General features: G+C 61.5%; 18 protein-coding genes and 1 pseudogene. 6 read left to right on the plus strand and 13 right to left on the minus strand.

All coding sequences use genetic code 11. The features are described from left to right. Positions 1–15: 15 nt before the first annotated feature. Positions 16–262, plus strand: a pseudogene (locus AKV04_RS27965) (DUF4167 domain-containing protein); the annotation flags it as partial. Positions 263–1,158: 896 nt separating this feature from the next. On the opposite strand, the gene rsmA reads toward AKV04_RS27965, so the two are convergent. The 6 genes from rsmA to lptF are packed head-to-tail and all read right to left on the minus strand — an operon-like array spanning position 1,159 to position 8,611. Continuing rightward, on the minus strand, positions 1,159–2,001 hold the full coding sequence (rsmA, locus tag AKV04_RS24905) for a 16S rRNA (adenine(1518)-N(6)/adenine(1519)-N(6))-dimethyltransferase RsmA (protein ID WP_054009101.1): 843 nt from the start codon (positions 1,999–2,001) through the stop codon (positions 1,159–1,161). Between the two features lie 52 nt (positions 2,002–2,053). Next, a complete protein-coding gene (pdxA, locus tag AKV04_RS24910) occupies positions 2,054–3,022 on the minus strand; it encodes a 4-hydroxythreonine-4-phosphate dehydrogenase PdxA (RefSeq protein ID WP_054009102.1) in 969 nt (322 codons plus the stop codon). A 10-nt stretch (positions 3,023–3,032) separates the two neighbouring features. Beyond that, the gene (locus tag AKV04_RS24915; RefSeq protein ID WP_268871823.1) at positions 3,033–4,307 is read right to left on the minus strand and encodes a peptidylprolyl isomerase; all 1,275 of its coding nucleotides are present in this window, start codon (positions 4,305–4,307) and stop codon (positions 3,033–3,035) included. Then, positions 4,261–6,411: an LPS-assembly protein LptD gene (locus AKV04_RS24920; RefSeq protein WP_054009104.1), complete on the minus strand. Its 2,151-nt coding sequence runs from the start codon at positions 6,409–6,411 to the stop codon at positions 4,261–4,263. The genes AKV04_RS24915 and AKV04_RS24920 overlap by 47 nt, the downstream gene beginning before the upstream one ends. Next, complete coding sequence (lptG, locus tag AKV04_RS24925) at positions 6,411–7,496, minus strand: LPS export ABC transporter permease LptG (RefSeq protein ID WP_054009105.1); 1,086 nt, start codon at positions 7,494–7,496, stop codon at positions 6,411–6,413. The genes AKV04_RS24920 and lptG overlap by 1 nt, the downstream gene beginning before the upstream one ends. Then, on the minus strand, positions 7,493–8,611 hold the full coding sequence (gene lptF, locus AKV04_RS24930; RefSeq protein ID WP_054009106.1) for an LPS export ABC transporter permease LptF: 1,119 nt from the start codon (positions 8,609–8,611) through the stop codon (positions 7,493–7,495). The genes lptG and lptF overlap by 4 nt, the downstream gene beginning before the upstream one ends. 147 nt (positions 8,612–8,758) lie before the next feature. Between lptF and AKV04_RS24935 the strand changes: the two genes are divergently transcribed. Next, positions 8,759–10,231, plus strand: coding sequence for a leucyl aminopeptidase (locus tag AKV04_RS24935; protein WP_054009107.1), 1,473 nt, complete (start codon positions 8,759–8,761; stop codon positions 10,229–10,231). A 61-nt stretch (positions 10,232–10,292) separates the two neighbouring features. Continuing rightward, the gene (locus AKV04_RS24940; protein WP_054009108.1) at positions 10,293–10,757 is read left to right on the plus strand and encodes a DNA polymerase III subunit chi; all 465 of its coding nucleotides are present in this window, start codon (positions 10,293–10,295) and stop codon (positions 10,755–10,757) included. Positions 10,758–10,865: 108 nt separating this feature from the next. Here AKV04_RS24940 and AKV04_RS24945 read toward each other — a convergent pair whose 3' ends face one another. From AKV04_RS24945 to AKV04_RS24955, 3 genes are read right to left on the minus strand one after another with little or no spacing between them, the layout of a single operon-like run. Continuing rightward, the gene (locus tag AKV04_RS24945; protein WP_054009109.1) at positions 10,866–11,438 is read right to left on the minus strand and encodes a retropepsin-like aspartic protease family protein; all 573 of its coding nucleotides are present in this window, start codon (positions 11,436–11,438) and stop codon (positions 10,866–10,868) included. Then, positions 11,435–12,052 (minus strand): MarC family protein, encoded by a 618-nt coding sequence (locus AKV04_RS24950; protein WP_054009110.1) that lies wholly within the window; start codon positions 12,050–12,052, stop codon positions 11,435–11,437. The genes AKV04_RS24945 and AKV04_RS24950 overlap by 4 nt, the downstream gene beginning before the upstream one ends. Then, positions 12,049–13,899, minus strand: a complete 1,851-nt coding sequence (locus tag AKV04_RS24955; RefSeq protein ID WP_054009111.1) for an ABC-F family ATP-binding cassette domain-containing protein — start codon at positions 13,897–13,899, stop codon at positions 12,049–12,051. Before AKV04_RS24955 ends, AKV04_RS24950 begins: the two co-directional genes overlap by 4 nt. A gap of 168 nt (positions 13,900–14,067) precedes the next feature. On the opposite strand from AKV04_RS24955, the gene ndk reads away from it, so the two are divergent. After that, positions 14,068–14,490, plus strand: coding sequence for a nucleoside-diphosphate kinase (gene ndk, locus AKV04_RS24960; protein ID WP_054009142.1), 423 nt, complete (start codon positions 14,068–14,070; stop codon positions 14,488–14,490). Between the two features lie 48 nt (positions 14,491–14,538). On the opposite strand, the gene AKV04_RS24965 is transcribed toward ndk, so the two are convergent. The 3 genes from AKV04_RS24965 to AKV04_RS24970 form a co-directional block, all read right to left on the minus strand. Beyond that, positions 14,539–14,883 carry a TfoX/Sxy family protein gene (locus AKV04_RS24965; RefSeq protein ID WP_054009112.1) on the minus strand — a complete coding sequence of 115 codons (345 nt, stop codon included), beginning with the start codon at positions 14,881–14,883 and terminating at the stop codon, positions 14,539–14,541. Between the two features lie 105 nt (positions 14,884–14,988). Next, positions 14,989–15,120 (minus strand): hypothetical protein, encoded by a 132-nt coding sequence (locus tag AKV04_RS27650; RefSeq protein ID WP_268871824.1) that lies wholly within the window; start codon positions 15,118–15,120, stop codon positions 14,989–14,991. Between the two features lie 156 nt (positions 15,121–15,276). After that, positions 15,277–15,483 (minus strand): heavy-metal-associated domain-containing protein, encoded by a 207-nt coding sequence (locus AKV04_RS24970; RefSeq protein WP_054009143.1) that lies wholly within the window; start codon positions 15,481–15,483, stop codon positions 15,277–15,279. 131 nt (positions 15,484–15,614) lie between these two features. Between AKV04_RS24970 and AKV04_RS24975 the strand changes: the two genes are divergently transcribed. Beyond that, the gene (locus AKV04_RS24975) at positions 15,615–17,819 is read left to right on the plus strand and encodes a heavy metal translocating P-type ATPase (RefSeq protein WP_054009113.1); all 2,205 of its coding nucleotides are present in this window, start codon (positions 15,615–15,617) and stop codon (positions 17,817–17,819) included. Beyond that, on the plus strand, positions 17,816–18,220 hold the full coding sequence (cueR, locus tag AKV04_RS24980; RefSeq protein ID WP_054009114.1) for a Cu(I)-responsive transcriptional regulator: 405 nt from the start codon (positions 17,816–17,818) through the stop codon (positions 18,218–18,220). The genes AKV04_RS24975 and cueR overlap by 4 nt, the downstream gene beginning before the upstream one ends. Here cueR and AKV04_RS24985 read toward each other — a convergent pair. After that, positions 18,203–18,634 (minus strand): RrF2 family transcriptional regulator, encoded by a 432-nt coding sequence (locus AKV04_RS24985; RefSeq protein ID WP_054009115.1) that lies wholly within the window; start codon positions 18,632–18,634, stop codon positions 18,203–18,205. The two genes, cueR and AKV04_RS24985, sit on opposite strands and share 18 nt — an antisense overlap. Positions 18,635–18,777: the final 143 nt, after the last annotated feature.

The following is an 18,777-nucleotide window of genomic DNA, read 5'->3' on the forward strand; positions in this document are numbered from 1 at the left end:
GGATCAAAGGACAAGATGCGCTCTTCCAAGTCCCGTTCGCGTTCAAAGACGAACCGCCCGCGCACCCTCGGCAATATCATCAACCGCGTCTTCGACAGCTCTGGCCCCGAAGGCAAAGTGCGCGGCACGCCGCAACAGATCATCGAGAAATATCAAATGCTGGCGGGTGACGCCCATCGGTCGAACGACCGTGTGGCCGCTGAAAACTTCAGCCAACACGCCGAGCATTATACCCGCATGCTGGCCGAAGCCACGCGTGAGATGGCGGCCGAGCAAGAAAGCCGCCAGCAGTATCAGGGCGGTCAAAATAATCAGAGCGGCCAGAACAACCAAAACAACCAGAACGGCAACCGCGATCGGCAAGACTACCGCAATGAGCGTGGCGATTACCGCCCCGAACGCAGCGAGGCGGGTGATGCCGAGCAGCCCTATACCGGCGGCTTCAGCGTGGTTGATGAAGACGAACATACTTTGGTTGATTTGCCCGAGGTGAGCCGCCAAGCGCCGCGCCAAGACAATTACCGCCGCGACAACCAGCAGCGCGACAACCAGCAGCGCGACAACAATCAGCAGAATAACCAACAGCGCGACAACAACCAACAGCGCCGCCAAGACAACAACCGCCCGCGGGATGACAAAAACCGCGAGCAACGTGCGCCGCGCAACGATCAGCCGCGCGCTGAGCAACCGCGCAACGATCAACCTCGCGCAGAGCAGCCGCGCAATGATGCCCCGCGCGCCGAACAACCCCGCGCTGAGGCGCCGCGTTTCGTAACCACCCGCGAAGAAACCGCCGTTGAGACACCCCGCGTCGACACCCCGCGAGTTGAAACGCCCCGCGTTGAAGCCCCTCGCACAGAAGCACCCCGCGTTGAAGCGCCGCGCTTTGAATCGCCCGCAGCGCTTGTTGCCCAAGTTGAAGCCGCCGCTGCTGCTCCGGTCAAAACCCGTGCGCCGCGTGCGCCTAAGCCAGTGGCCGAGACTTTGCCCGGATTGGAAGCTGCGCCAAAAACCACCCGCGCGCCCCGGCAGAAAAAGCCTGCCGCTGTGGAAGCCACCCCGGACAAATCCGAAGCCGCAGAATAGACGCTCAACAAATCCCCACCAAAAAGCCCGCCAAGTGCGGGCTTTTTGCGTTCCAAGGCTGGGAGAAAAGCGTCAGCCTGCGGCCACAATCCGCGCCAAGGCGCAAAACCGCTCTAATTCAATTTCCTCGGCCCGCGCGGTAGGCGGTATCCCCGCCGCCTCCAGTTGTGCCTCAATCGCAGGCCCCATGCCCTTCAGACTAGAGCGCAGCATCTTGCGGCGCTGCCCGAAGGCCATGGTGGTGATCCGGTTCAGCACCGCTTCATCGGCGGGAAACCGAGGCTGCTCCAACCGCGTCAGATGCACCACCGCCGAATGGACCTTCGGTGCGGGCGTAAACGCCTCGGGCGGCAGATGCATCACGATTTTGGCATCGCAGCGCCAGCCCACCAGCAGCGCCAAACGGCCATAGTGATCGGTGCGCGGCTTGGCCACGATCCGCTCGGCCACCTCTTTCTGAAACATCAGCGTCAGACTCTGCCAGAACGGCGGCCAGACCTTCGGCGTCAGCCAGCGGATCAGCAATTCGGTGCCAACATTGTAGGGCAGGTTCGCCACCACCCGCACCGGCGCGTTGAGATGCCCGAGCACGTCGATCTCCATCGCATCGGCGTTGATAATCTCCAATCGCCCCGGATAGGCCGCGCCGATCTCCTGCAGCGCAGGCACACAGCGTGGGTCTTTCTCGACCGCCAGCACCCGCCGCGCGCCTTCCACCAGCAGCCCGCGCGTCAGCCCGCCGGGGCCGGGGCCTACCTCCAGCACATCACAAGCCGACAGATCCCCCGCCAACCGCGCAATCTTGGCGGTCAGGTTCAGATCGAGCAGAAAGTTCTGCCCCAACTGCTTTTTTGCCACCAGATCATGCGCCTTGATCACCTCACGCAGAGGCGGCAACCCGTCAATCGTGCCCATAACTCATCCTCTGTGCTCAAATATCCCGGGGTCTGGGGCTGACCCCAGCGGTTTACCCCAAGCGCGCCGCTGCCATCTGATGCGCCATCCGCAGCGCCGCAATCAAACTGTCAGGCCGCGCCAACCCCTTGCCCGCAATATCATAAGCCGTGCCATGATCCGGCGAGGTGCGCACAAACGGCAGACCTAAAGTCACATTCACCCCGCCATCGAAATCCAACGTCTTGATCGGGATCAGCGCTTGATCGTGATACATGCAGATCGCTGCATCATAGGCCTCGCGCGCGCGCGGATGGAACATCGTATCGGCGGAACTCGGCCCGCGCAGATCAAACCCCTCCGCCCGTAACCGCTCCAGCACCGGGGTGATCAGGGTGATCTCCTCTACTCCCATCGCCCCGCCTTCGCCCGCATGCGGGTTCAACCCTGCCACTGCCAGCCGAGGCCGCGCCAGCCCGAAATCCCGCCGCAAGCCTGCGTCTGTGATGCGGATGGTGTCCTCCAGCAAGTCAGCCGTCAAAGCCGCAGGTACATCAGCCACAGCGATATGAATCGTCACCGGCACCACCCGCAGCATGGGCGAGGCCAGCATCATCACCACGCGGTCAACGCCCGCCAGATGCGCCATAAACTCGGTATGGCCGGGAAACGCAAAGCCAGCGCCATCCTTTAGCGCCTTTTTATGGATCGGTGCGGTGCACACAGCCGAGGCTTGCCCGGCCTGCACCAAAGCCACCGCCCGTTCGATCACCGCAATCACCCCTGCGGCGTTTTCCAGCGCAGGCTGGCCGGGCAGGGCAGGACTGGCAAAGCGGTGCGGCAGCACCGGCAGCAGATGCGCGGGCACCAAAGCCGCCTCAGCGGGCAGGGCAATCTCTTGAAACGCTTCCGATGGCAAATGCCGCGGATCGCCGATCCAGAACAGTGGCAGCTTCGCCCCTAAAGCCGCGCGTGCAGCCAATGCCAATTCTGGGCCGACCCCCGAGGGGTCGCCACAGGTCAGCGCTACGGGAAGTATCATGCGGGCAGTCTCATGGCGTGCGGATCATCGCTTCAGAGCGCAATTCTTCCAGATAAATATCCGCCTGCGCGCCCAAAACCTGATTGGTCAGCTGAAGTTTCACCTCATCGCGGCTGGGCATCTCGTTTTCTGGCGGACCTCTGCGGCACAGCATCAAAAACACCCGCCAGCCGCCCCGCGTGACGGCGGTAGACGATTCGCCTGCATCCAGCACCGACAACGCCCCCGCGATATCGCGCGGCACTTGGCCCTGCGGCAAAGTTTCCCGGATCAGCCGATCTGCCGGAAGCCCCTTGGCCACCGCGTAAAGATCGTTGCAGGTATCCACCTTGGTCCGCACTTTGGCAACCGACGCCCCATCGTCGGGCAGCAAAAACGCGGCGTAATCCACCACGATGCCGCCGGAAGGCTTCACCATCTCCTGCTTTTGTTCCTGCAACTGATAGATCACCACCTGATCATCCAGCACCACCGGCGCTGAAACCTGACCCGGAGCCAACCCCCGCACCGCTTTCGCCGCATCGGGCTTCAATTCGGTCAACAGCATCCAATCCAACGCCCCACCGCGCCCCGCCGAAGCTGCACTCGAATTCTGCCGCGCCAAAGCGGCGAAATCCTCACCACCGCGCAGCAGCAGGCGCAAATGATCGGCCTTCTGCAACGCCGCCGTGCGACCAGCGCCTGTAGCCGGGATCACGATCTCGGAAAGTTTCACCTGCAACGCCGCGAGTGGCCTGCCATTCGCCAAAGCCCGGTCGATCTGGGTTTCTGAGATCGACACCGTTGGCGCGAATTTACCGCGAATAATTTCCCGCCACACCAGCCCGGATTCGACAAAATCGCGGAAAGTTTCCGGCTGCACCCCGGCTTGACCGACGATTTCGACAAACTTCTCGGCGGTCAGATTGGCGCGGGAGGCGAATTCCTCCATCCCGGCTTTCAATTGCTCTGGGCCGATCTTGACGCCAAACTGCTTGGCCGCCGACATCCGCAGACGGTCATCGACCAACGATGACATCGCCGCCTTTTCCAGATCCCCCGGTTGGCGCAACAGCTGCATGAACAGCACGCGCTGCTCAAACTCAAACTGGGTGATCGCCTGATCGTTGACGATCTTGATCGGCGTAAAAGGCCCGGCGCTTACAGCTGCGCCAAAGCCAATCGACGCCATCAGCGCCAAAACCATCGTTATACCTGCGGGTCGCACCATGATCACCTGCCGTCGTCCGTTTCTTATCCTAGCGCCTGCATTGACGCGCGGGCCCCGGCGCAGAGCTGCCGCCAAAGCCCAATAGTTCCACCGAAAGCCCGAAATCCGTGGTCGGTTTCACACTAGTCGAGGACGTGAACCGACGCGAGAGAGAAAGATCGACCAGCAAACATTCGTTGCGGAAGGTCAGCCCCAGCCCGGCCTTGGCCGCGCGCTCGGCTTCAAAATCATAGCGGCTCGCGACGCGCCCCGTCCAGTTATCCGTCAGCCGATAACTGGTGGCCAAGGTCAGCTCGGAGATCGGGGTCAGTCGATTTTCCGTCGCATCCGCCTCGGTATGGACATAGCCCGTGATCACCGCAAAGCGTTCGCCGGTATAGGCAGCCTGCAGTTCGGCTTTGGTCATGGTGAAATTATCATCAAACAACAGCCGATTGGCCAGATTAAATCCAGCCATATCCAACTGCCAAGACGCCATCCAATCCGAACTGACCCCGCCAAGGCCCGATCCTGCACTGAACTGCCCCAAATCTTCGGTCCGCAGCACCCGGCCCACGGTCACGCCTAAGGTCCAGCCATTCGGGTCCAGCCGCAAATAACTGACGCCCAAATTCGCCCGCGTGCCATTCTCCACCGCATCTGCCCCCGGAAAACGGCTGAGATCAAACAGATTGGCCTCGTCAAACTCAACCAGAGTCGAATCCTCATTCGGGATCGAGCTTCCGGTGCGCGAGGCCAGCACGATCTGCATTACCGGTTCGATCACTTGGCTGACGCCATTGGCCTGCGATTTCACCCAAGGCCAGCGCAGCTCGGCCCCAACTGCAGCGTGGGATCGGGTCTTGCTGCCTTCATAGACCGCATCCTGCCCGATCATGTAGAAATCTGCCGCAGCCTCGCCCAGCACTGCCGCTTCCATGCCGTTGTCCAGCAGGAAGTTCTTGCGCCAATCGGCGCGCAGCGACACCCGTTGCATGTCGCGGCCGTCGGCGATGCCATCGCTGTTGCTGTCGGACAATGCATCAGTCGAGGTGCGCTCATGGCCATGCGCCTGCAACTCAAAGCCACCTTCGCCGCCCCAACCACCCAAGGTAAAGCGGCGGTGATAGGTCAAATCCGCCATGCGTGAGGGCAGGGTGGCGTTGTCTTCGCCGTCGCGGATCGAGTGAAACGCGATCAACCGCCCCGAGATATATTCATTGCGCCGCGTCCGGCTGACCTCGGCGCGGCTTTCCAGACGGTCAACGGTTGGATAGTCATAATCGAGGATATATGCCGGGTCGCTGACCGCCTCGACCCGCAAATCCAGCGTAAAGCCGCGCGGCAAGGCAAATTCGCCAGTGCCCAGCACATAACCGCGCGTCTCACCAGGGCGAAGATCATCGCGAGACACCCCGCCTGAAATTTCAATGCCGCCGATCGCAAACGCCTGCCGATAGCGCAGATTGACCGTGCGGCTGCCCTTGGTGGTGAAAAACGGCGTCACGGTCAAATCGCGGCTGTCGCCCATTTTGATGAAATAGGGCAGCATCAGCCCGGTGCCAAAGTTGGAATTGTTCTTCAGCGACGGCAGCAGAAACCCCGAGGCACGCTTCAATGTCGGGTCGGGCATCCGCAGACGCGGAATATAGGCGATGGGGACGCCGCCCAAGCGGAACTGTGCGTGATCGAAGTAAAGCTGCCGCTCGGTCTGATCATGCAACACGCGGCGGGCGCGGATTTCCCACAACGGCGTCGAACTGCCCGCACAGACCTTACAACTGGAGGCCACCACCCGCTGCATCGCGGTATAGCGTCCATCCAACCGCTGAATTTCCGCTGCGGCCAGTTGCAACTGTTGCTGCAGCACCAGCCGCGCCGAGGTCAAAACCCCTTGTGTGAAATCAGCGCTCATCTCGGCTTGGCTGGCCAAAATCACCATGCCCTTGCCATCGCTCAGCACGATCGGGCCTTCAATCAGCAAACGATCATTGGCCTGATCATAGGTGACGCTTTGTGCGGTCAGCTTCTGGCCTTGGTAGAAAATCTCGACATGGCCGCGCGCGATCAGGGTGGAGTTGTCCTGAATTTGCAGCGCATCGGCGACCAGAGTGGCCCGTTCTTGCGTAGAGATGGCGTCCTGCGCCAGCGCGGGCAGGGCGAACAACAGCGTAGTGAGTAGGCTAATAAGACGCAACATCAGCCATCCTCCAGATGCAGCAATAACCCAAGCGCCAGAAACGCCGCCGCAATCGGTGGGCTCCAAGCCGCCAGTAAGATTGGAATCTGGCCGTTTTGCCCCAAAACCTGCGCAAAGTTGCGCAGAAAAAAGATCAAAAATCCACCAAGCAGCGCAAGCAGCACCATCTGTCCGGTCTTACCAAAGCGCGCATGGCGCATTGTAAAGCCCGCCGCAATCAGCACCATCGCCGCAAGCAAGACCGGCAAGGCCAGCTCCATCTGCATCCACACCTGATAGCTGCGCGCCGAAAAGCCAGCCCGCTCCAAGGCTTTGATATACGAGGGCAGGGCCCAGAACGCCACAGACGAAGGATCACCAAAGCCGTCGCGTAGGCGGTCTTGGGTCAGATCGGTGGGCAGGCGCATATCCACAGCCGACGCAAGCGCTGTCTGTTCAGGGTTGGCATCGGTCAACGACCAGCGCTTCGCGCCATGCAGCAGCCATTCGCCCGGCAGCAGTTGCGCCGATGTGGCCTCAATCCGCTGCGTTGGCGTGCCTTCCGGGTTGAAGGTGATCACGGTGACGCCCTGCAACGTCGTGCCATCGGGATCGCTGCGTACGGCCTTGATCACCGATTGTCCTGCCGCATTGCCCTGCCGCATCCACAAGCCATCCTCTGACAGCGACAGCAGCGAGCCCTCTTGCCCACGCTGCGCCGACAAACGGTCATAGGCCTTCGAGGTCGCGGCCACCAACGGGTTGAACACCGCCACCGCCACCGCCCCAATCAGCAAAGCCACCACCACCGGGGCCAGCAGAAACTGCAACCCCGACCGACCAGACGCGCGCACCACCACCAGCTCCGACGACCGCGCCAGCCCCAAAAACAGCGCAATCGCCGTCAAAATCATGATCAACGGCAGGATCTGATACAAGCTTTCCGGCACATTCAGCAGCGACAGATATAACGCTCCGCCCAAGGTCACCCCAACCTTGCGCAACTGATCAATCACGTCGATCAGCAGCAAAATCGCCATGAACACGCCAAACACCAGCCCGAACATCTTCAAAAACCGCAGTGCGATATACAGGGTCAGCGTCATGTTGCCACCGCCAGCTTCGGCACCCGCCGTGGTCTCTGCGTCAACCACAGCTCAAACACCCCAATCACGATCCCGACCACGGGGGCGACATAAGCCAGCATCCAGCCGCCCTGCACATCCTCCCCGACACTCGTCACCACCGTCGCAATCGCCTGCACCACCAGCAGCAACCCTACCGCCACCCCCACCTGCCGCCACAGCCCGAACCGACTGAACGCCCCCAGCAGCAGCGAGGAAAACCCGATCAACCCCGCCGCCAGCGCCATAAACGGCTGCGCGATGCGGTCATGGCCCTCAAACAGCATACTCGCCTCGGTCTGCCGCACCTCTGCCATCACCGCCGGGGTCGGGGCCAACAACTCGGGCGTCGACAATTCCGCCATACTGCGCGTCCGCAGAGCTGGAGCCGCCATCAACCCCGCCAGATCATAGGTGAAATCCGCAAACCGCGTCACCGACAACTGCCCCTTCGGCCCCAAAAACTGCACCATGCCATCGACCATCAGCAGCTTCGGCCCCGCATCAGTCCGCGCAAAAAACGCCTTCTTCGCGGTGTAAAGCGCGCGCTGTTCCGCCACACGGTCATCCGCCAAAAACAGATCCAACAACTCTCCCGTCGGCGCAATCTCACGGATATACAGCGTGACCCCGTCGCTTGGATGAATGAACTGGCCATCCTTCAAAAACCGCGCCGAGACATTCTGCGAAATAGCCTCCGAGCGTTCTGCCAAAGCACTGCGGCTTTCGGGCACCAGCACATGCATCAGCACCAGCATCATTCCGGTGACGATCAACCCAAAATACCACACCGGACGCGCCAGCCGAAACGCCGAAAACCCAGTCGCCTGCATCACCACCAGTTCCGATTCCGACATCAGCCGATTGGCGACATAAACTGCCCCGATAAACGCCGAAATCGGCAGCACGAGCCGGATCACATTCGGCAGCGTCAGCAAGGAGAACTGCAAGAACACCATCGCGGACTGACCATCGCCGATCAGCTGATCAAACAGACCCACCGCGCGGTTCACCCAATAGACCGCCACAAGCACTAGCGAGAAAAACCCGAACAGCGCTAGCAGTTGCGATAGCAGATAGCGGTCGAATCTCGACACCTAAAACCAAACCCCCCAAAACTCTTGGCCGCGAACCTAGCGGAAAACCCCGGCGGGGAAAACTGGTATCTGGCCTTCCCCGTCCCCCTTCGCTAGCTTGCGCTCAAGCGCGCCGCAAGCCCCCCGACATTGCCCCGGAGAAGCCCCTTGTCCCATCCCATCGCCATTCAATTTCAAGCCTTCAGCCCCGAGGCGCTGCAAAAGCAAACCGGGCGCATCGCCCTGCTGTTTGATGCAGATCGCCCGACCAGCCCGGCGGCGCGTAGGTTGAACGCCTTGACCAAGGGCGCTTTGGCCCGCGCGATGGCCTCCGAGGCCGCGACCAAGCTGAAACCCGGCGACAGCCTCGATCTGGCCTTTCCAGCGGGCCTTGCCGCCGATGCGCTGCAACTGATCCGCCTGCCGCGCCGCGCCACTGTCACCGAGGCGCGCAAAGCTGGCGCCGCCGTCGCCCGCAGCCTGACCCCCGCAGGCGCTTTGCTGATTGCCGAGGCGCATCCGCAAGCCGCTGAACTGTCCTTCGGTCTCGCCCTGCGCGCCTATGATTTCAGCCCGCATAAATCCAGCCAGCCGCCAAGCCCCGGCCCGGTGGTGATCGCGGTGGCCGAACCCGAGGCGATCGCCGCCAAAGCCGCCCCGATGGCGGCGGTCGCCGAAGGCGTGTTCTTCACCCGTGATCTGGTCAATGAACCCGCCAATATCCTGACCACCGATGATTTCGCTGCCCGCCTCGCCGCGATGCAGGAGCTCGGGCTTGAGGTTGAAATCCTTGAGGAAGACCAACTCGCTAAGCTGGGGATGAACGCTTTGTTGGGCGTCGGCCAAGGTTCGGAAAGCCCCTCCAAGGTCGTCGTCATGCAGTGGAACGGCGGCCCGAAAGATCAGCCGCCCTTTGCCTTGGTCGGCAAAGGTGTGGTGTTCGACACCGGCGGCATCTCGATCAAGCCTGCGGGCGGGATGGAGGATATGACGATGGATATGGGCGGCGCTGCCACCGTCGCGGGTGTCATGCGCACCCTTGCGTTGCGCGGTGCCAAGGCCAATGTCGTCGGCCTCGTCGGTATCGTCGAGAATATGCCCGATGGCCGCGCCCAGCGTCCCGGCGATGTGGTGCGCTCGATGAAGGGCGTGACGATCGAGGTCATCAACACCGACGCCGAAGGCCGCCTCGTGTTGGCCGATGTGCTCTGGTACGCGCAGGAACGCTTCAAGCCGTCGGGCATGATCAACCTTGCCACCCTGACCGGCGCGATCATCGTCGCTTTAGGCCATGAAAACACCGGCGTATTCTCCAATGATGACGCCTTGTGCAACGCCTTTCTGAAAGCCGCGGGGGCGGAAGGCGAGGGTGCTTGGCGGATGCCAATGGGCCAAGCCTATGATGACAAACTGAAATCCCGCGTCGCCGATATCGTCAACTCTTGCGGTCGCGATGGCGGCTCAATCACCGCAGCACAATTCCTGCGCCGCTTCGTCAAGGATGAAACCCCGTGGTGCCACCTTGATATCGCAGGCACGGCTTTGCTGAAAACCGACAGCACCTTGGCTCCCAAAGGGGCGACTGGCTGGGGCGTGATGGCGCTGAACCGCCTGATCCGTGACAAATACGAGTCGAAATGACCCCACGTCCCAAGTTGCTCTTTCCTAAATACTCAGCTTTCTTAGCAAGGCTCGCCCAGCCATGAGCCTTGTGATGTTCTACCACCTGACCCGCTCCACGCCGCAAGAAACCATGGTGACAATCCTGCCGCGCGCCCTCTCCGCAGGTTGGAAAGTCATGCTGCGCGGCACCGATGAACAGGCACTGACGGCGCTCGACACCGCGCTGTGGATACACCCTGATGACGGCTTCCTGCCGCATGGCCTTGCAGGTGGCCCGCATGACGCCGACCAACCGATCCTGCTCGGCCAAGGTGCCATCACTAATGCCGCCGAAGGCCTGATGCTGATCGACGGGGCCGAAACCACCGCAGCCGAGGCCGAGGCCCTGCAACGTGTCTGGGTGTTGTTTGACGGCGCGGACGAGGTAGCCCTCAACGGCGCCCGCCGCCTCTGGACCACCCTCACCACCGCAGGTCTGGCTGCGCAATACTGGTCAGAAGAAAGCGGTCGCTGGCAGAAAAAAACCGAGAAAGCTGCCCGGTAGGGTGTGCTTCAGCGCACCGCGGCATGGTTAACCAATCCTTACCGAGCCCCCCATAACCCCTTGATTTATTATAAATCGAGCCCTTGTCCACACGTGGACACGCCCAATTCAGCGCGTCAAGATCATCCGATCCCCGGAAATCTGGATCGAAAACCGCCCCAAATAATCCATCCCCAAAAGCGAGCCCTGCATCGCCGCCTCATTCACAAAAGCCGTCACGCCGCGATCCTCAAACGGTCCCAAAACCACGCTATCCAAAGATACCCGCGCGGTCCGAACTACCCCATTCGCCGTCTCAGCCTGCCCAAGATAGTTCAAGCCGCCCAGATCAATCCCCACCGAGGCCGCATCCTCGGGCGACAAAACAATCCCGGTCGCCCCGGTGTCGGCCATGAATTCCATCTCATGCCCATCCACCGCCAGCCGCAGATAATAGTGTCCATCCCGATCGCGCGGAATCTCCACCCGATCCGCCTGCACCACCTGATCAGACCGAACATCCCGCCGCAGATCGTTCCACAGCCCATATCCCGCCATGAGGCCCACAAAGATCAACCCCCAAGCCATCGCCACCCGCAGCGCCTGACCCAAACGCTGCCGATATTCAACAATGACCCAGCCGCCGACCGCCGCTAGAAGCAGCCCCAAATACGCCAGCCGTCCAAAATCCTCGCCATTCATCCGATCAACCCAGTGCCCTTGACGCCATCAATCACAAACTGCACCGACAGCGCCGCCAAGAGCATCCCGAGCAGGCGGGTGATCACAATCGTCCCCGTCCGCCCCAACAACCGCTCTAAATACGGCGAGGCGAGCAAGAACAGATAGGTCGCCAAAATCATCCCCGCCAGTAACCCCAGCACGGCAGCGGTCCCCAGCCAGCCATCACCAGATTTGCCTACCAGCAAGATCATTGTCGCAATCGCCCCGGGTCCCGCGATCAACGGGGTGGCGAGGGGGAACACCGATGGGTCGTGATCCGGGTCAGCCTGCTGCCCCTCGCGCCGTTGAGTGCGACGCTCAAACAGCATGTCTAGGGCGGTGAGGAACAGCAGGATACCGCCTGCGATGCGGAAGGCGGGCATTGAGATGCCGATGAAACCCAGTAAAGCCTCACCCAACAATCCGAATAGGGTCAGCAAGATAAAGGCGATGATGCAAGCGCGCCGCGCCATGTGGCGGCGATGCTCGGCATCCATGCCTTGCGTGAGGGCGATAAACAAAGGCACCAAACCGGGCGGGTCGATCACCACGAACAGGGTCGCGAAAGCGGTGATCAGGAACGCCGTGGTCATGGTTTGGTGGCTGTCTCCAGTTTTTCCTGCGCAGAAACCCACAAGGCCTCGGCGCGATCAAGTGCGTCCATCACTTCGGCGTATTTCTTGTTCCACGTGTCCAACTCACCCGCGCGGGCGGATTCGTAGAGCTCGGGGTCGGCGAGTTTCTTCGCCAAACGGTCGCGCATTTGGTTCAGCTTGTCGAGGCGTTCTTCGGATTTCTTGACTTCCGAGCGCAGGGCTTTCACCTCATCCTGGCTGACCTTCTTAGGCTTTTCAACGGCTTTGACGGGCTTGGCTTCTTCATCGCCTGCCAGAAGCTGACGACGGTAGGCTTCCAAATCTTCTGTATAGGGCGTCACAGCGCCGCCCTTCACCAGCCACAACCGATCCGCGACCAATCCCAGAAGGTGCATGTCGTGGCTGACCAGAACCACGGCGCCGGAGTATTCGGTGAGGGCCTCCACCAAAGCCTCGCGGCTTTCCATGTCGAGGTGGTTGGTGGGCTCATCGAGGATCAGCAGGTGCGGCGCGTCGATGGTGGCCAACAGCAAGGACAGGCGGGCTTTTTGGCCACCGGACAGCCGACCTACGGCGGTTTCGGCTTGATCGGCCATCAGGCCAAAGCCTGCAAGACGGGCGCGCAGGCGCGGTTGGCCCTCGGCCGGACGCAGGCGCATGACGTGTTGCAGCGGAGTTTCGTCGATGTGCAGCTCATCGACTTGGTGCTGCGCGAAATAGCCGATGCGCAACTTGGACGATTGTACCATTTTGCCTTCGCAGGCGACTAGCTTGCCAGCGAGCAGTTTGGAAAGCGTAGATTTTCCTTCACCGTTGCGGCCCAGCAAAGCGATGCGGTCGTCTTGGTCGATGCGCAGGGACAGCTTTTTCAGGATCGGCGGGCCGCCATATCCTACAGCAACGCCCTCCATGTTAATGATCGGCGGCGAGAGTTCTTCCGGCACCGGGAAGGTGAACACTACCTTTTTCGCATCCTCGGGGGCGGTGATCGTCTCCATCTTTTCCAGCATTTTCACGCGGGATTGGGCTTGGGCTGCCTTAGAGGCTTTCGCCTTAAAGCGATCGACAAAGGCTTGCAGATGCGCGCGCTTATCGGCTTGTTTGCGGGCTTCGGCCTGCAAAACCGAGCGGCGTTCGGCGACTTGACGGGCGAATTGGTCGTAGGGGCCAGACCAATAGGTCAGCTTTTTGTTGTCCAAATGCAGGATGCCGGTGACCGAGCGGTTCAGCAGGCCGCGGTCGTGGCTGATGATCAGAACAGTGTGGGGATACTTTTGCAGATAGCTTTCCAGCCACAACGCGCCTTCAAGGTCGAGGTAGTTGGTCGGCTCGTCGAGCAGCAGGTAATCGGGCTGCGCGAACAGAACGCCTGCGAGGGCCACACGCATCCGCCAACCGCCGGAGAAATCCGAGCAGGGGCGCTGTTGCGCTTCGGTATCAAAGCCCAGGCCTTTCAGGATGTTGGCGGCGCGACCCTCAGCGGACCATGCGTCAATGTCGTTCAGGCGGTGCTGAATTTCGGCGATGCGGTGCGGGTCGTGGGCGGTTTCTGATTCCAGCAGTAGGGCTGCGCGTTCAGTATCAGCCGCCAGAACCGTGTCGATCAGGCTGGTCGAGGATGACGGCACCTCTTGCGCGACACCGCCGATGCGGGCGCGGCTGGGCATGGAAATGTCGCCGCTTTCCAGCGCCAGTTCCTTTTTGATCAGCCGGAACAGCGTGGTTTTGCCCGCGCCATTGCGCCCGACAAGACCGACCTTATGGCCAGTGGGAATGGTTGCAGAAGCGCCCTCAAACAGTGGGCGGCCTTCGACGGAATAGGTGATGTCTTCGATTTTAAGCATGGGGCGGGGATTGCCTTAAGCGGCGGGCGGCGTCAACCGGGGAAGGGCAAAGGCGGTGCTTTTGGCGCGCATTGCGGCGCTGTTGACGGCTTTTCAAGCCAGACGACCCGTGATAGCAGGCGCGTTATGAATTTCGGGGCGATTTTGCCCCTTGTTATGGAGAGCCACATGGCCGTCGAACGCACCCTGTCGATCATCAAACCCGATGCAACCAAGCGCAACTTGACCGGCAAGATCATTGCCAAATTTGAAGATGCGGGCCTGCGGGTGGTGGCATCCAAACGCATCCATCTGTCGATGGCGCAAGCTGGCGCGTTCTACGCCGAGCATTCGGCGCGTGGTTTCTACGGTGAGCTGTGCGAGTTCATGGCCTCCGAGCCGGTTGTGGTACAGGTGCTGGAAGGCGAGTCTGCCATTGCGAAAAACCGCGAAGTGATGGGCGCTACCAACCCGGCGAACGCCGATGCGGGCACCATCCGCAAGGAATTTGCGTTGTCGGTTGGCGAGAATTCGGTGCATGGCTCGGATTCGGAAGCTTCGGCTGCACGTGAGATTGCGTTCTTCTTCTCGGGCCTTGAACTGGTCGGCTGAGGCGGAATTCGCGCGAATTCCGGCACGATTTCTGAGATCAGAAATCGGTCAGGCTCGCGGCTTCTCAATCACCCCAAAGAATTGCAGGGCCGCTTCCAATTCGGAGCGGCCTTGTGCTTTTGAGCCAATGCGCTCGGCCTTGATCGCATCGAAGCGGGCACGCAGGGCTTTCTTTTCTTCGCCTTGGCAATCGTTCCACGGGCGACCCTGCAATCCCATGTGCAAGACGTAATAGCCGATGAAATGGGCTTGGGTGCCGGCATCAAGCAGGCGACGGTAGGCTTCGTCAGCTCCGAGTTCGCGGATTTCTTCTGCAGAATGGATGCCTGCCTTGGCGAAGGCCACTTCCGAAGCGGGGCCGAGGTTGGGTATGGTTGAAACTGGGCTTGGCATACGGCACCTGCAAATGACAAAGGCCAGCCTAGCGGCTGGCCCCCGAACAGTGCAACCACAAAGGCCAGCCGATTGGCTGGCCTTTGTGTCGTAAAAGCGAAATCTTTAGATCGACGCCCAGTCGCGGAACACGGTGCCGCTTTGTTGCTGGGGGGATGCGCCCTGCTGGCCCTGCTGTTGCGGGGCCGGGGCTTGCGCGCCACCTTGTTGAGGTTGGGTGGGCTTGGAGGTAGACATTGGACTGCTCCGGTCGTTGTTTGGCGTTCTGCCATTATGGTAAATTGCTCCACCCTTGCGGCGGTGTTGCGACCGGATCAAGGAAGGATTGCGGCCAATTATACTCCAGCTGCGACGCCCGCAATAGAATATGCCTTCGAAAGCAGGCATTTGGTTTCACTTTGTTGCGATTATGTGTGCCGGAAAGCCGATCTCATTGAGGGCGGCCAATAGAGATTCGGCGCTGGGGGTGCCCTCAACCTCAACTTGCCGCAGGGTCAAATCGACCGTGATGGCTTTTGTGCCGGGCAGGGCGGTCAGCGCTTCGGTCACCGAGGCTTTGCAGTGGCCGCAGTTCATGTCGGGAACGGAAAGTAGGGTCATGATGGGCTCCTTTTCTGGGTTGAAGATGGGGGTTCCGGTGGGGGGAAGGTCAAGGGGCACGAATAATTTTTTGCAGGGCTTGACCTTCCCGTCACTGGAACCCCCATATCAGCTGTCGAAGGAGATTTCCGATGGACAAGCTTGCGATGAAAATTGATCTCAGCGTCGAGGGCATGACCTGTGCCGCCTGCACCGGGCGGGTGGAGCGGGTGCTGAAGGCGCAAGTGGGTGTGCTGGATGCGGTGGCGAACCTTGTAACGCGGCGGGCCGAAGTAACTGTGTCGCAGGCGGTCGATCCGGCGGTGCTGGCGGCGGCAGTGCGCAAGGCGGGCTATGCGGCGACACCCTTGGCGCAAGCGGTGGTGCATGACCCGGCGGCAGAGCAGCGCGCGTTGTGGCGCGACACGGGCATCGCGGCATTGCTGACCCTGCCGGTGTTTGTTGTCGAGATGGGCGGGCATTTCATCCCCGGCTTTCATATGGTGCTGCACGGGCTGATCGCGCCGCAAACGATGTGGCTGGTCGAGTTTGTGCTGGTGACGCTGGTGCTGTTGGGACCGGGGCGGCGGTTTTTCAGCAAGGGCCTGCCTGCCTTGGCGCGGGGTGGCCCGGATATGAACAGCCTTGTCGCGGTGGGCAGTGGCGCGGCTTGGGTCTATTCCAGCATGGTGACGTTTTGGCCGGCTTTGATCCCGCAGGCCTCGCGCTCGGTGTATTTCGAAGCGGCGGCGGTGATTGTCACGTTGATTTTGCTGGGCCGCAGTCTTGAGGCGCGGGCGCGGGGGCGGGCGGGGGCGGCGATAGCGCGGCTGGTGAAGCTGGCGCCAAAAACCGCGCGCAAGCTGGTGGATGGTGGGATGCAAGAGGTCGAGGTGGCATCTTTGCTGCCGGGGGATCAGGTGCAGATCCGGCCCGGAGAGCGGATTCCGGCGGATGGGCTGGCGGTCTCTGGCCATTCGACGGTGGACGAGTCGATGTTGACCGGAGAGCCTTTGGGGCAGGAAAAGCTACACGGTGCACGGCTGACGGGTGGCACGGTGAACGGCACTGGGGCCTTGGTGATGCAGATCACCGAGGTCGGGGCGGCGACGGTGCTGGCGCGAATCATCGCGATGGTCGAAGCGGCACAGGGCGGCAAGCTGCCGGTGCAGGCGCTGGTGGACCGGATCACCCTGTGGTTCGTGCCGGTGGTGATGGTGGTGGCGGCGCTGACGGTGCTGGTCTGGTTGATCTTTGGGCCGGGACTGGCCGAGGCGCTGGTCGCGGGCGTGTCAGTGCTGATCATCGCTTGCCCCTGTGCGATGGGGTTGGCGGTGCCGGTTTCCATTTTGGTTGGCACGGGTCGCGCGGCGGAACTGGGGATTCTGTTTCGCAAAGGTGAGGCTTTGCAACGGCTTGAGACGGTGCAACGGGTGGCGTTTGACAAGACCGGCACGCTGACGCTGGGGCGGCCCGTGGTCCAAGCGGTGGTGGGCGCTGCGGAGGTGCTGGAAATCGCGGCGGCGGTCGAGGCGGCATCAGAGCATCCCTTAGCGGCGGCCGTCGCTGCAGAGGCGGCGCGGTTGGGGTTGCGCGTGGCTGCGGTGACGGGGTTTGAAGCCGTGCCGGGGCAGGGTGCGCGGGCGATGCTAGAGGGTGTGGCGGTCAGTGTTGGCTCGGCACGGATGTTCCCTGACTTGAATATGGGGCTGGCCGCGCAAGCTGCTGCGGCGCAGGCCAAGGGGCAAGGTGTTTTGTTTGTGGGGCGGGACGGTACGGCGATTGGCATGATCACGGTGGCCGATCCGATCAAGCCCTCCGCGCAGGCGGCGGTGGCAGCACTGCAAGCTGCGGGTGTGCAGGTGGCGATGATCACTGGCGATGCCGAGGCCACGGCGCGGGCGGTGGCGGGCGTGCTTGGCATCACGGAGGTTCATGCCGGGGTGCTGCCCGCGGGCAAGGCGGCGGTGATCGCGGGCCTTGGCGCGGGTGTGGCTTTTGTCGGGGATGGCATCAACGATGCCCCCGCGCTGGCAGCGGCAGAGGTGGGCTTTGCGATGGGCACTGGCACCGACGTGGCCATCGAGGCCGGGGATGTGGTGCTGATGACGGGCGATCCGCTGGGCGTGCTGCGTGCGCTTGAACTTTCGCGTGCAACCATGCGCAATATCAGGGAAAATCTGCTCTGGGCTTTTGGCTATAATGCCGCTTTGATCCCGGTGGCGGCCGGGGTTCTGGTGCCGTTTGGTGGCCCACAACTGTCGCCGATGCTGGCCGCAGGGGCGATGGCTTTGTCCTCTGTTTTTGTGCTGTTCAACGCGCTGCGGTTGCGGCGCTTCAAAGGAGCACGCGCATGAATATCGCCGAAGTTGCCAAGGCGGCGGGGCTGCCCGCCAAGACCATCCGCTATTATGAAGACATCGGCCTGATCCAACCCAAGCGCAGCGAGAATGGCTACCGTGCCTTTGCCGAGGCTGATCTGCACAAGCTGGCCTTCGTCGGGCGGGCGCGATCTTTGGGGTTCTCGATTGTGGAATGTCGGGCACTGCTGGCGCTTTATGAGGACCGCGCGCGGGCGAGTGGTGATGTCAAAGCGCTGGCGGTGACGCATCTGGCGCAGATTCGCGCCAAGATCGTGGAACTGCGCGCGATGGAGGCGACCTTGGCCGATCTGGTTCACGCCTGTAGCGGCGATCATCGGCCGGATTGCCCGATTCTGCGCGGGCTGTCACAACCGGGCTCAGGCGATCCGCAGTAGGCGTTCAAGATCGGTGTTGCCGACGACGAGGTCTTGCAGGCTGACCGCATCAAGGGCTTTGTAGAAGCCCTCTAGGGCGTTGGTCAGCACGCATTTCAACCGACAAGCGCCGGACAATGGGCAAGAGTTGGAGTGTTCGGCGCAATCGGTGAAGGGCAAGACCTGCTCAAAAATCCGAAACACCGTGCCGACCTTGATCTCGGCTGCATCAAACCCCAGCGTCATGCCGCCCGCCCGTCCGCGTCGGGTCTTGAGCAAGTCTTGCCGTGCCAGCAGATGGATCACCTGCGCCAAATGGTTTTCGGACGCGCCGCAAGCGACGGCAATCTCGTGCTTTCGCACGATCCGACCGTGATTGACCGCGCAAAACATCAGTGTACGCATCGCCAAATTGGTGCGTGTGGTCAGGCGCATGGGCTCTCCGATCCTGCAAGATTTGACGCAGTCTTGCGCAGTTTTTGCTGGGCTGCCTTGATTCAGATCAGATACAGCATTGTGCCTCAGAGCCAAGCTTGCGCGGGGCTTGGGCCGTGATGGTCGCCTTTTGGGTGTGATCA

Origin of the sequence: Cypionkella psychrotolerans (assembly GCF_001294535.1) — a bacterium.
In the GTDB taxonomy this organism is placed as follows: Bacteria; Pseudomonadota; Alphaproteobacteria; order Rhodobacterales; family Rhodobacteraceae; genus Cypionkella; species Cypionkella psychrotolerans.